The 14,363-nt window shown below is 43.8% G+C and carries 5 protein-coding genes and 1 pseudogene; all 6 read right to left on the minus strand.

Features of this window, described 5'->3' with window-relative positions; translation table 11 throughout:
* Positions 1-188 precede the first annotated feature (188 nt).
* Positions 189-1,292, minus strand: coding sequence for an MraY family glycosyltransferase (locus NYP69_RS02315; RefSeq protein ID WP_473412903.1), 1,104 nt, complete (start codon positions 1,290-1,292; stop codon positions 189-191).
* The gene (locus NYP69_RS02320) at positions 1,289-1,951 is read right to left on the minus strand and encodes an L-threonylcarbamoyladenylate synthase (protein ID WP_473412904.1); all 663 of its coding nucleotides are present in this window, start codon (positions 1,949-1,951) and stop codon (positions 1,289-1,291) included. The genes NYP69_RS02315 and NYP69_RS02320 overlap by 4 nt, the downstream gene beginning before the upstream one ends.
* Positions 1,944-2,852, minus strand: a complete 909-nt coding sequence (prmC, locus tag NYP69_RS02325; protein ID WP_473412905.1) for a peptide chain release factor N(5)-glutamine methyltransferase — start codon at positions 2,850-2,852, stop codon at positions 1,944-1,946. The genes NYP69_RS02320 and prmC overlap by 8 nt, the downstream gene beginning before the upstream one ends.
* A 101-nt stretch (positions 2,853-2,953) precedes the next feature.
* Entirely contained in the window at positions 2,954-4,051 is a 1,098-nt protein-coding gene (prfA, locus tag NYP69_RS02330) for a peptide chain release factor 1 (protein ID WP_473412906.1), read from the minus strand.
* A 180-nt stretch (positions 4,052-4,231) separates the two neighbouring features.
* The gene (rpmE, locus tag NYP69_RS02335) at positions 4,232-4,444 is read right to left on the minus strand and encodes a 50S ribosomal protein L31 (protein WP_004114884.1); all 213 of its coding nucleotides are present in this window, start codon (positions 4,442-4,444) and stop codon (positions 4,232-4,234) included.
* 98 nt (positions 4,445-4,542) lie between these two features.
* Positions 4,543-14,105 (minus strand): annotated as a pseudogene (locus NYP69_RS02340) (InlB B-repeat-containing protein).
* Between the last annotated feature and the right edge of the window lie 258 nt (positions 14,106-14,363).

Below are 14,363 nucleotides of genomic sequence, written 5' to 3' on the forward strand. Positions count from 1 at the left end.
TGCTATGACGTTTGCAAAAGTCGCGTTTCATACACAATATTTAGTGGCCATTTTGCGCCAAATCTACTACAGCGCTATTATCTGCGACTATATACGACTATATACGACTATATACGACTATCTACGGCTATCTACGACTAATGCGACGGGTACTGCGATTAGCATCAATTCAAACACTACTCCACTTTTTACGAATTTCGTAGCTCTGGCAGCCGCCTGCGCAAATATGGCATCATTGTAAGAATTGTAAGCAACGCCGCCGCAATAATCATGCCAACAAGCACATAAACTGCTTTAAAGAACAGAATCATTATTGAGCCAAAAGATATGAGCGCCGCCCATCCCCACAAAATAAGCACCGCTCCTTGCACAGAATGCCCAATACGCAACATTCTGTGATGCAAATGCATTCTGTCTGGATGCATTGGCGACTGCCCTTTTGCAAGCCTTCTGCATATTGCTAAACACATGTCTAGAACTGGCAAAAACAGCACTAAAATCGGAAGCAAAATCGGCATAAACACTGGCAAATAGATGCTCGTGTGCACTGCAGATGGATCTAAGTGGCCTGTCATTATAATAGACGCGCAAGTTATTAAATACCCGATTAGCATGGAGCCAGAATCGCCCATAAAAAGCTTTGCAGGATGCCAATTGTGCAAAATAAACCCTACGCACATTCCAACCATTGCAACGTCTATAAGAGTTGCCATTGAAGCGTAGCTTGGAGACGTGCGCGCAAGAATATAAGAGTATGTTGCAAATGCGATTCCGCCAATTGCCACAATTCCAGAAGCCAGCCCATCTAGTCCGTCTACAAAGTTGACTGCATTAATTGAAGCCACGATTAGTATTGCGGTTATTGCGATTGAAAGACTTGGAGACGCTGTGACTAGCGACCCGAGCGGCAACGCTACGATTTGCAATCCGCCCCACGCTACAAAAACAGCTATTAGCAATTGGCCTGCAAGTTTTAGCATCCAATCTAAGTCCCAAATATCGTCGCAAACACCCAAAAGGCATATGAGTACAGCTCCAGCCAAAACCACCCACGGCTGGTGTGTTCCTGCAAAAAGCCCCGAAATAAAAGGCATGGAGCTTGCAAATGCCATTGACACAGCAAAGCCGAATAGCATTCCAACTCCACCCATACGGGGCGTAGGTATTGTGTGCACGTCGCGAGCGCGCACTTTTCCAACTGCTCCTATGCGAATCGCAAGATGACGTACAAGCGGCATTATTAGCCACGTTGCACCGCCTGCGATTGCTGCTATAAACAGGTATACCCTCATTTCTTGCGACTTTCTGCTCTTATCTGTTCTTCGCTTATTACGCCTTCGCGCAAAATCACAATTCCGTCTTTGCTGCTTGAATCGGCGCCAACTACCGTGCTCGCTACGTGCGAGCGTGTTGGCCCAGCGTTTAAGTACAGCGGAATTTCGTCTCCAAAAGCCGCAAACGCTTCTTCTACGCTGTCTGCACTCTCGTTTCCACTGCGATTCGCGCTAGATGCCGCCAATGGCCCCGTAACACGCAAAATTTTCATTAGCTCTGGGCAATCTGGCACGCGCACGCCTTGAGTTGCTTCACGTTGCTCATTGTTCTCGTCTGCTTTACAAAGCGTAGCAAGCCTTGTAGCTACCGAATCTTTTTTTGCGCGCGCGATTGGCGAATATCCTCCTGGCAGGAATTTTTCCGCAAGCACGTCTAGTGGGCTTGGCAAGTAAAGCCCAAGTTTTTCTAAGTCACTTACACTGCTCATTAAAATTTGCAGCGCCTTCGTGCGCGGTCTGCGCTTTAGTTGATAGATTTTCGCTACTGCATCCTCGTTAAATGGATCGCATGCTACTCCGTAAACTGTGTCTGTTGGCACTACGATTACGCCGCCAGCGTTGATTATTTGCGCTGCAAGTTGCAATGATTCTTCGTTAATCGTGCAAATTTTACTCATTTTTAGCCCCTTTTTTGCATACTACAAATCTTGCTCTGTTTGTTAAGTCGTTTTTGACTTTTGCACTGCTAAATCCTATGTTTTTTGCATAATCTGCAAGCGCTTTTCCTTGCGTAATATCGTGTTCCATAATCATTATTCCACCCATACGCAAATATGCAAAACTCGCTTTTACAATTTTTTGCGGTATTAGCAATCCGTCTTTAGACCCCCCATATAGCGCCATTTTTGGATCGTAGTCGCGAGCTTCAATCTGCTCTACTGGCTGGCTTTCTGGCACATACGGCGGATTTGTGATTACTACATCTACTTTCTCTTTAATCGCAGCTGCTTCTGCAAGATTAGCGTTTGTAGCATCGCCTAATATTGCGTGATATCTGTTTGAAATATCATATTTTTCCGCGATTTTGCGGTAGTTTTTTTGCAAATATTCAAAAGCTTTGGGCGACTTTTCCACAGCCCACACTTGCGCGTTTGCAACTTCGCTTGCTACCGATAATCCAATCGCTCCCGACCCTGCGCACAAGTCTAAAACAATAGGATTTTTTAGATTATTTGCGCGAATCCAATCTAATCCCTCTTGAACTACCACTTCTGTCTCGGGCCGCGGCACAAAAACACCTTTACCTACTATTAGGTCTATGTAGCGAAAAGTGGCGAATCCAATAATGTGTTGCAATGGCTCGCGCGAGGCACGTCTAGATATAAAATCGCTATATTTGCTAGCGTAATCAGGCAAAAAATCCTTAAAATCGCCAAGTATTAGCGCCTTGTTTAAGTCTGCTAAACTTACGCCACAGGCGTGAGCCAGCAGTAAACGTGCGTCATATTCCGCCGACTCTACACCTGCATCTTCAAGTTTTTCGGCAGATGCGCGCAAAATGTGCAAAATTTCCTGCATTTTAAGAACCGCTTGATAATTTTACTTTACTTACTTAGCGTGTTTTGGGATACTCGTCTTGCTTAGTTTGCCTTACTCAGCTTCGCCTACTTAGATTTGACTTACTTGGCTTTAGCTAAGCGATCGGCTTCATCCGCCTGAATATCGCTGTCTATAACAGGCTGCAAGTCGCCATTAAGCACCTGGTCAAGATTGTATGCCTTGTAGTTTGTGCGATGGTCCACAATACGGTTTTCTGGGAAGTTGTACGTGCGGATTCGCTCGGAGCGATCCAACGAACGCACCTGCGAGTGGCGCATATCCGCCGCCTCCGCAGCCTCCTGCTCGTGCTTCATAGCAAGCAAGCGCGACTTTAGCACGCGCAAGGCCGCAGCACGGTTTTGAATCTGCGACTTTTCATCTTGCATGCTAACAACAATTCCAGTTGGAATATGCGTCATGCGAACCGCGGAATACGTAGTGTTAACAGACTGTCCGCCAGGACCAGAGCTCATGAAAATATCGATTTTAAGATCTTTTGGATCGATTTCGATTTCGTCATCGTCTTCGTCTGCTTCTGGGAACACGATTACGCCAGCCGCGGAAGTTTGAATACGCCCTTGCGATTCAGTTACTGGGATTCGCTGCACGCGATGCACGCCGCCCTCGTACTTCATACTTGCCCACACGCCGTCTTCTGGAGCAGGCGTGCCTTTTGCGCGAATCGCAAGCTGCACGTCTTTTACGCCGCCAAGCTCCGTCGCGTTTTCGCTTTGGATTACGGTAGTCCAGCCGCGCTTTTCCGCGTAACGCATGTACATGCGCAATAAATCGCCAGCAAACAGAGCCGCTTCTTCGCCGCCCGTACCAGCTTTGATTTCCATAATCATGTCTCGCGCATCGTCTGGATCCCTAGGAATCAGCGCTGTGCGAAGCTTTTCTTTTGCTGCTGGAATCTGCTCTTCTAAATGTTTTGCTTCTTTTGCTAAGTCTTCGTCTTCGCTTGCCATCTCGCTAGCTACTTCGTAGTCTTCGCAAAGCTGCTTGTAATTTAAGTACGCGCTTACGATTGACCCAAGTTCTGCATGCCTACGACCGAGCTTGCGGATTGCGTCTGGATTAGACGCTACTTCTGGCTGCCCCATGCGATTTTCAATATCGCGGTATTCGTTTAGAGCTGTAACCGCTGCTGGGAATTGCTCATCTATTGACTCGGCCATTTTGTTCCTTTATAGTCGCGCATAACGCGGATTTTGAATCGAAAATATTAAATATTAAGTTAAATATTAAGTTAAGTATTAAGTATTAAATAAGACACATGAACACGTGCACGTTTAGCACATAAAACGCCAGCCCCGATTCCGCGAAGTTACACGAAAGCAGGGCTGGCGATTAAAAATCTACTTAGTCTTCTTACCGTAGCGCTTCTCGAAGCGAGCCACGCGGCCGCCAGTGTCGAGAATCTTCTGCTTGCCGGTATAGAATGGGTGGCACTTTGAGCACACGTCAACCGTCATATGATCGCCATTAGCGGTGGAACGAGTTACGAAAGTGTCTCCGCAGGAGCAGGTAACCTGCACTGCGTGATAGTCGGGATGAATACCCTGCTTCATAATGTCTCCTATGGAATTCGGGCGACTCGGGTCGCAAAGCCCCAATAGCTAAGCGTGAACCGAAACCTTCGCCATTCTAGTCACTACCCTCGACTCGCTTAGTTATTCTTACCATCTTCGCGCTTTCGCCTATGTTTAGCAGCGAAGCTAGCAAAACCAACAGACGCTAACAAGCTTGCGATTAACGCAGATTGCGAAGCATCAACACCCGTTTGAGGAAGCAAATCGCCCTTAACTCCCGTCTTTTGCTTATCTTGCAAAGGCACAACAGGAACAGGAGCAGCCTCAGGCTCTGGCTCATACGCTGGCACAACATAATCCGAAGGAACCGTTGAATAATCAGGCTCAGGCGTTGGCGTTGGAGTTGGATCAGGCGTTGGTTCAGGCTTTGCTGAATCCACTACGTCAATATACACAACAATCTCCGCACGACGCCCATACTGGTCAACAGTTGTAAACTTAACTTCCACTTTAGGCTTGCCATCCACAATCTTAGGCGTGCCAGAAATCTTGCAAGTAGTGCCTGTGCAAGAAGGAAGAAGGCCATTAGAGCCACCATCCGAAATGAAATTGTTTATTGTAAAGTTAGTATTATCTACTTTAACAGTCGTATTCCCACTCGAATTCTCCGTTAAGTTTGCAAGCGTAAACGTTGCAGGAATACCCGAAATCGCAGAACTTCTAAACTCAAACCTCATAGGCTTCATAAGCTCAAAGTTTGCAGTAATAGTGATTTCTTTCTTTGGCTCAGAGGCAGGAACAGCATACAAATCCACACCAGCATTGCGCAAAAGCTGCTTCAAAACTTCCAAGCTAGACTTCTTGGAGCTGCGAATTATCTTTGCAACAAATGGCTTATCTGCTTCATCAGCAATCTCGGCAAGCAATTCTCGCTGTTCATCACTGACATTACTCTTATTCGTTTCCTCATAATTAGCAAATGTCAAGTCTATTCCAGCTTCTCGCATCAAATTCTTCAGCGATTCTATTGAAGAACGCTTGGAATTGGAAATTTGCTTAGCAAGCCATTCCTTTTCAGCTTCTTTAGCAATTTTTACAAGCAAATCCTTTTCATGAAGTTGCTCAATGACTTCGTCAACATCAATGCCAGTTTCTGCAAGCTTATACTTAATATCTTGCAAGGAATCATGAGAATCGCGAATTTGTTGAGCTAGATAAGTATTACCCTTTCTTTCAGCAACCTGAGCTAATTCTTCGCGCTTAGCATTGTAGACATTGTAAGCTTCTTGATTCGCACGACTCTTTCGCGCTTCGTTCAGCAGATTTTGCAAATAAGCAAGCGTAAAGTTACGCGAATCACTAATCTGCTTTGCAACATCGTGCATTCCGTCAATCTTAGCCAAACGAGCCAAAGCTTCGCGTTCCTCTGCTGTAGCATAATTATTGTCTGTAACATCACTCTTATTAACAGTCCAATTCTTAAACACGTAGCCATTATCTGCAAGCACGTCTGGAATTGGCATTTGGAAACCATTAGCGTCGTTTCGCACCCAATATACTGAAACTGGCTTGTCTCCAGCATTCTCAAGAGGCGATTTTTGCAAACTTCCGCCATCACCAGCTACATACGTCACCTTCGTGTAGTTCTTTTCTACAAACTTGGCTGCAGCAGTGCCTTCAGCTGGCAAATCGTTATCTGCAATAACTTTAGGCAAAACGTACACGCGCACAGGCAACTTAGTCGTAACAGTTTTTGGTTTACCACTATTATCAATTTCATCAGTAGGCTTAGTTACATTCACCATAATTGTTGAAATTCCAGGCTTTGAAACATCAACCGTAGAGCTACTATCTATAGATACACTCACTTTAGGGTCAGTGTTATGCACTAGCTTATTAACGTTTGCAATACTCTCACCCACGCCAATAACTGTTTCTGGAATCTTTATATCTGAAGTACCAGTTTGTTCCGCAACAAGTATTCTAGGAGTAGATATATTCCAACTATCACTTAGGAAAATACTTGACTTATTATTCTTAGCATCATAAATTTGCCAATTAGTAAAACCAGAAAGGTCTTTACTCATACGATTAGCAACTTCTTGCGCAAACTTAATATTTGCTTCCCTATCTTTGCCATGTCGAATATACATAATCTTTGGCCTATGTGAACCATCAGACCACTTTCTTCCATATCCTGGCATAAAGATGGTTGCAACGTAACCGTCTGGAATCTCGTCTTGCTGTGAAGCGTCGATTACGTTCGGTATTTTATCGTACTCTGCTTGATACGTTGTATTCTCATCATGCCTTTCATTACGAATCTGCTCGTCTGTTAGAAGATCCTTCTTTGTATCTGACACATTAACGCTTGTTGCAGATGTTGGCTGATTTACAAATAAAGTTGTTAAAGGAATTGATGAATAATCAGGCAAGCTACGCCTTGCACGCGTATGCACAGTGCTATTCGCAGCAGGATCAACAAAATGGTCGAGCTTTCTCCAGCCTTTGAACACGTAATGGTATCCATTTGCGTCGTAATCCTTGCCAGTAACCTGCGGCGCTTTTACTCCAGTAGCAGAATTTTTAAGCGCGTAATACAACGTGCGATCCTTTTCGCCAAAGCTTCCTTTGCCTTCTGGTGCACTTGTGTCAGGGCTTGCATTAATAAAGTTCACTTTAGCAAAATTATTATTATTCAATACCTGCTTCGCTTCTGGAGAATTAGTGTCAATTTCTCCATTTGCAAGCTTCGGCAAGCTTTCTGGGTACATAAGCTTATGTATTACTTTAAGTAAGCCAACGCTCTTATACGGTTTAGGTTCCACGCCGTCCTTGTAATTGACTGTAATCTTTAGAGGCACAGTGTACGTAGCAGGCTTATCAAGCATCTTCTGCTTAAATTTCTCTTGCTCTTCTTGTGGCAAATCGTATTCGACTTTTACGTCTGCTACATTATTAGCATCAATTTTAGCTTCATCACAAAGAGCTTTAAGATTAATTACATAATCTTTAAGCTTTGGAAGAGTTGAAGCGTCTCCTTGAACAGCAACAAAGTAGTCTTTCTTAACATCTGGCTCTGTCCAAGCTTTTTGATCTGCCACGAACTCTTGGAATGATTCATTGACTTTCCAGCCGTCTTTCCATTTATCATCAGTTTTAGCAACATCTTTAACTTCAGTAACTTTCTTACCGTCATTAAGCATGCTACTTCGTTTCCAAATGCCAGTAGCATTGGTTAGGTTTTCTTTAAGCCTCTCCAAAGCATTAGTAGGGTCGGTAGAACTGTAAGGAATTTGGGAAATATCCGTGCCCTTCTTTACGTAGAACACTTTAGGGCCGCTTGTGCCGTCATTCCACAATCGCCCTGGAGCAGGCTTGAAGATTGCAACTACAGCATCCTTAGGAACTTCACCACCGTCAGACGAACTAGAGAAGTATTCAATCTTCTTATAAACAGCAGTGTAAGTAACATCATTATTAAACGTGTCTGTTTTGTAGCGATCTTCAGACTTAACATCGTAATTAGTTATATTTGCAGGGTCGGTTTCAGTGCCAATAGTCCAACCCTTAAACACGTAGTGATAATGCTGGTCGCTGTAATCTTTGCCGAAAGCTTGCGGCACGCGAACAGAAATATCCTTCTTACCCTTATACACATATGCAAAAAGCGAAGGTTTACTAGCGCTAGTCTCGCCATCATGGCCAAGAATTCTACCCTGCGTTGAATCACCAGTAAAAGTGACTTTAACATATTCGTTTTTATCTACATGACTCTTGCCGTAGTCGCTAGTCTTAAACTTATCCCACTCGCTTTCGTACACCAAATCTGGAAGCACGCGGTATAGCACTTCAGTTTCAGAAGTATTTCCATCAAGATGCACTTGCACCTTAATCTTGTGCAAGCCTGGAGTGTTGTCGAATGTTGCGCCGTCAGCAAAGCTGAACGTAGCACCATCTGGATACTCATTAGCATTGGTTATGAGCTTCTTAGCAGACTCGCCACTTTCAGTACTAATCTTCTCATTTGGCGTAAGCACTTGCGGAGCTGCAGCAACAGGAGCTTTTAGCTTGAAGTGAACAGTGTAAACAACCTTCGGATTAGGTTGAGACTCAGAAAGAATTGGCAGACGGTCGAAACCACCAGTAACTGTTTTCCCACCATGTCCATCATCTATATAAATCTCAGAAGTCCATTTTTCAAACTCATAGCCTTGCTTTGCAACTGCTGGATCTTGAGGCAAAGGCATTTGGTAGGCCTTCGTTCCGCCAATAACATCGTAGACTAAACCGCCTTCTCCAGCAGGCCTACTATCGTATCCAACAATGCTGCCCATATTCGACTGACCATCGGCCACTTTGAACACGTAGCGCGTGTAGTGATCTGGGCGTGCTTGAGCATCATCCTGGCGCTTAAGCACGCGAACGTCGTCATATATAAACTTGTAAGGAGGAATATCCCCAATCTGCTTGCCGTCATCATTGGTAGCATACGTAATAGTCTGCTGCAATTCTCTAGGCTTAAAGCCTTCAATCGGCTTGTAGAATGCTACGTCGTACTTTCTATTTACAGAGCTGACTTCGCTTTCAGGAAGAAGATCCTTTTCTTTGCCATCCTCACCAATAGTTACATAGCGAACCTTATACTTGCGCGTATTGTACGTTTGGTAAATAAACTCGCCAGTATTCTGTTCCTCGTACTTCGAAGCTTCAAAGCTAGTGAAATGCTTATCTGGGAAGTGCGTTTCGTCACTGTAGACTGCTTCCGCATTGTAGCGCAAATGCTCGCGCAAGCCAGAAACCGTTTGAGTAGAAACGTGATCTACCATCGCGGCCTTGGCTACGGCATCAGTAGAGTCTTATACTGCTTAATCGTGTACCCAGGCTTTAAGAATATGTGATTAAAAGTGCCGTTGTAGCGCGTATCTTCAATCCACACAGCTTTAAGCGTTATATCTTCTACTACTTGGTTACTAAAAGCGTACGGAGTGTGAACATTTAATTCTTCATCGCCCTTTTTAGCAAGCTCCCAGCCGTAGAAGTCGTAGCCCTTGCGCGTTGGTACCTTAAGATCCTGCTCATTAACTTCAGTGCGGTGCTTGACTGTAAACTGTTCTGTTACATCACTATCTGTAATTACGTTTCCTTGATCGTCAATTTGCGGCATATTGTAATCAAGCGTTACAGTGTGCTTAACACCTTTTGGCTTACCCCACGCAGCGTAAAGCTTAATGCCGTTAACTGGCATTGTATAATCTTTAACTTCGCCTTTATCTTTGCTCCCAGATTCGCTGCCGCCTTCAGCACCTTCACTATTGTCGTTTATCGTGCCATTTATAAGATGAATACCAGCTTGATCAACAGCCCAGCCTTTAAAAACGTAGTCTTTTGGCAAATCAGCAGGGCGAACGATGGAGTACTTAGTACCGTTAAGCGTAAAAGTGTACTTGCCATCTAACTGAGTTGCGGTGTTGGTACCACCGTCTTTAGTTACAGAAGCATCGTAAGACGTATCTTTTCCGTATAGATCTTTGTCTTCGCCCGTCAAATCTTTTTTGCCGCGCTTAGTCAAGCTATACTCGAACGGCAGTTTTTCTTTAGCAGCGACATTATCTTTTGTTATAGCCTTGCCGTCCGCATTATAAAACTGCACAGCGTACTTCTGGCGGTTGTACTCGAGAGTTACTATATTATAAGTTTCAAATTCTCTACACTTAACCTCATCACCAAAATTAAGCTTTTTTTCAATGCCAGCGAAGTAGCGACGGAACTCAAGATGATATTTCTTTTTAAACTCGTAATATTTCTTATATTCTGGATCAGTTTTAAGTCTTCTAGCAATCTCATCATTTAACTTTTTAAGAGCAAGTCCTCCATCCTCATCGTCTTCGCCAGAAGTATAATCAGGGGCAGGAAAATCGCCATCACCTCCTTCTTCTGGAGCATCGTATGGAGCATCTTCACCTGTTACTTCTTCATAAAGCTCACGTACTTTTTCATAGAAGCCATCAGCATCGAGACCTTCCCCAATCTTAACACCATCTTCACGATTACTGTTTGCAGGTTTAAGATTAGTTATTTTTGACTCAAAGCCTGCAATAGAAGACGGAGGAAACACATAATCATTATTGTTAGTATCATCCTTACTATAGGAATCTGTAGAAAGCTCATACTTAATATTTTTGCCAGTATCGCCATTTTTTGCAGATGCAATGCTCTGTTTTTTAATGATTACCTGTATAGGAGCAGCTTGAAGTTGTTTAGAATTATCATAGGAATCAAGAATAAGTAGGCGCTGATCATCTTTTACAGTATACTTTGACGCATTTTTATCTGCAGGGTCGTCACTAATCTGCGGAGCTGTGCCCTTGCCATACATCCAATGGAATTTTGGATCAACAAATTCTTCTTTCGTTAAACGGAATGGAGGAGTATCACGATATGTACCATAAGTACCTCTATCAGCATTTCCACCAATCACAAAACCTAATGAAGAAGTGTTACCATCATCCATAAAGTCTACTTCATCTGAATTAGGCCAAAAATCAGTAAGACTCTGACCGTAACGAACCTTTACACGGTAACCATTATGATCAACTTTGTTAGTTACTTTATTAAAACTATTACCATACGTGTAAGTAGACTTATTGTCTAATTTATCTGAACAATCACCGCCGCCAGCGTAGCAGTAGCTAATTATCTCACCTTTGCTGTTCTTTTTATTTATAACAGCATTATTGCCGCCCATACCATTATTACTGTTCTTAGGAGCAGCAAAAATAAGCTCGTACTCTTTGCGATCGTAGACTAAGTCAAAAGTATTATCTAAGTCGTTAGCAGAAAGCTTAGTGCTTGTATTATTAGGATCTTTTGTGTATCTTTTAGTAAGCTTTTTATTCACATAGAAGTAGCGCGTGAATTTATCTTTATAAACTCTTTTGCTGCCAGATACAGTATAATTGCTCGGATCATCAGGATTATCAGTATTGTACCCATCCAAGCTTGTTACAGGCGTATCGTTCATCCAGTTGAACTTTGCAATTAAGCCATCTTTGTGGTCAGAATTTTTGCCTTGCAACTCTTCTTTAGTTAAGCCAAGCTCAGAGTCCGAAATAGGATTATCTTTATCAGTGCCGTTTAATTTACTAGTATCCTTAGCAACGCCAGCATCGTTCATGCTATTAAGAACAACGCTGCTGCCAGTCTTAACGTTTTTGCGCTCAACAAGACCAACAAAGTCGTAGTTTGCACGCGAATCCGGATTCTCTTTGTCTACCAAATCCGCTTTCTGCACCCACACATTCACGCGGTAGCTAGTAGTATTGTTCGCCACCCAAACTGCACGAAGCTTCACATCGTGATCTGGCATCTTGAATTTATCAAAATCAACTGTTTTTGTACTCGCGGAGCCAGTAGAAGATGATTCAGAAGTCGTGCCTGCAGCAGAATCCCCAGAAGCAGGGTCAACAATCTGCCAACCCTTAAACGTGTAGCCGCGCTTAGTTGGGTCCGTACCTGTTATTATTTTCTGATCATAATACACTTTTTGAGCAGTAATATCTGTGCCGCCAGCAGAATCGTAAGTAACGTCGTAAGCCTTACGGTAGTAGCGAAGGTTCAAAACAAGCTTGTCTTTTTCGTCTTCGGAATCCGAAAGTGGCGAGCTAATCAAATTGTGCTCTGGCTCGTAGCCTGGAATATACACAGAAACAGCGCTTACATTAGAGCCGACTGTGCCAGTAACTTCGGTAACGTGAATTTGCTTGCCACCTACCGTAATGGTCTTAACGCCTGATACATTTTTATCTTCGTTGAATGTATTTCTATCGTCAGCATCTTGCAGCATGTGGCGAATGTAATATTTAGCTGTTTTAGGAGCATAGTTTATGTTCAACTCGCCATAATACTGAATTCCATCTTCTGCTGATGCTTGCGAAGACGATGAATTCTGCGAAGTTTGGTCGCTGTTGTTACCTCCAACAACCTGCCTTTTCTTTACAGCGTATTCTTTAATAAGATCTTTGTTTAGACGCAAGTAGCGATCAGCATCCGCATTCATGCCATCATCAATAACATACTTGCCTTTACTTTTTTCAATGTAGTACTGGTAATTGCCACTATGATATACAGCTGGGTTATATCCTGCAGACTTTGGAAGCTTAACATACACATAATTTTCAGGTTGACTAAGATTATTTAGCTGATTTTCGTCAATCGTAAGCTCATATGGCTGCACAAGCTGCTTATTTGGAGCGCCGCCAATCGTATAGCGAATTTGCAAATTGTACGTGGCTCTTGGCTTTTTGTCAGTTTGTACCTGCTCGTTGGCCTTCTCTGTGCTGCCAGCCTCTTGGTTACCAGTATTCGGCGTAATTACCTGACTGTTGGCATTCGAATTATTATTAGAGCCATTCGCGCCTTCACCGCTTCTATCTGTGCTTGATGCACCTGCATCTGCACCTTCAGCAGTTACACTACTCCCCTTGTTGGAATCTTTGGCACTTTGATTAACATCTCTACGATTACGAACTTTTGGCTTAGTGGAATCGTTCTCTACCTTTGCAACAGGATTTGTGTTTTCTGTGTTTTCAGGATTTGTCTCTTCGGAGCTTGCCTTCTGTGCACTTGCATTCTGTTCACTTCCAGACTGCGAGTTTTCTGCGCTTGCAGGCTTCGCTGACTTTTGATCTGGCTCAGTCTTGGCAGAAGAATTCGTCTTTATTTCCGAAGCCGCCTTTGTTGCCGAACTCGTCTTTGCAGCAGGCTCAGAATTTGCAGGTTCTGACTTCGATGCATCAGCTGTCTTCGCTGCAGGCGTTGGATTCACAACTTCTGTTTTTGAAGGCTCAGTCTTGGCAGGCTCTGCATCTGCTGGCTCTGCATTCGAAGCAGTAGTCTCAGCTGGTTTTGCTTCTGCAGGCTGCTCTTTCTCAACAGCTTTACTCTTTGGCTTTGCTAAATCTGAATTATTTTGCTCACCCTTAGTAGCATCCTTAGTCTCACTCTTAGTAGCATCGTCAGTTGCAACCTTAGAACCATCTTTAGTAGCAGACTGATCTTCAGTTGTAGGCTTGATTTGCTTGCTGCTGGATTCCACGCTAACATCATCGCTACTATTGGTACTAGCAACCGCGCCATCACCATCGACATCATTATCGCCATTGCCAGTCTCAGAAGCAGCATCATTACTAGCCTCAGAACCAGCCCCAGAACGTTCGCCAGAATCCTTAACGCCCACAGAAGAATCGCCAGCAGCCGCTTCCTGATTATCAACGCCTTCCGCACTAGCATTAGAATCAGCATGCTTAACTAAATATTCTTTAGCAGAACCAACCATCTGACGCATAGCGCGCTCAGAAGTAGCACCTGTGTTAAGCAAACCATTGTTATATAAGCCGTTTGGGTCGCCATTGCCCTTGCCAGCACCCTTGCCAGAAGTCTTAGCAGCACTCTTTACATAAGACGAGTCAAAAGAATCAGCGTTAAGAGGAGTCTTAGCTAAAGCAGTTGCACCAGGAAGCAACATAGACAGCGTAGATGCTAAAGCTACAGCAGCAACGCCGATGCGACCAGAAGCATTATTCGCATTCTGCGAAGAAACATTCTTTAAGCTACTAGCGCCTTTATTTTTAGCGCTTTTATGCTTAATTTGCTTGCTGCTCGAATTAACCTTGCTAGCAACGTCTTTTGCTTTATCCACTGAAACTCCCAACTCGTAATACTTAACCTTTGTATTTTATCAGATAGCACGGATACCCCCCCCCCCATAAGTATTTTTGTTTCAAGGGTTTTTGCTCGAATCGACTTGCATGAGCGCTTAGAGCGTAGCGCGCGAATGCACTTCGATTCGCTGAGCCGCTTAAGGCAGAAGCACTGCTTCTGCGCGGCGAAGACGTTCGCGCGCTTAGACCGCGCGAACGACACGACCTGCTTTTCCGCTTTTTGTACGTGATTTAAG

Source organism: Gardnerella sp. c17Ua_118, assembly GCF_055804255.1.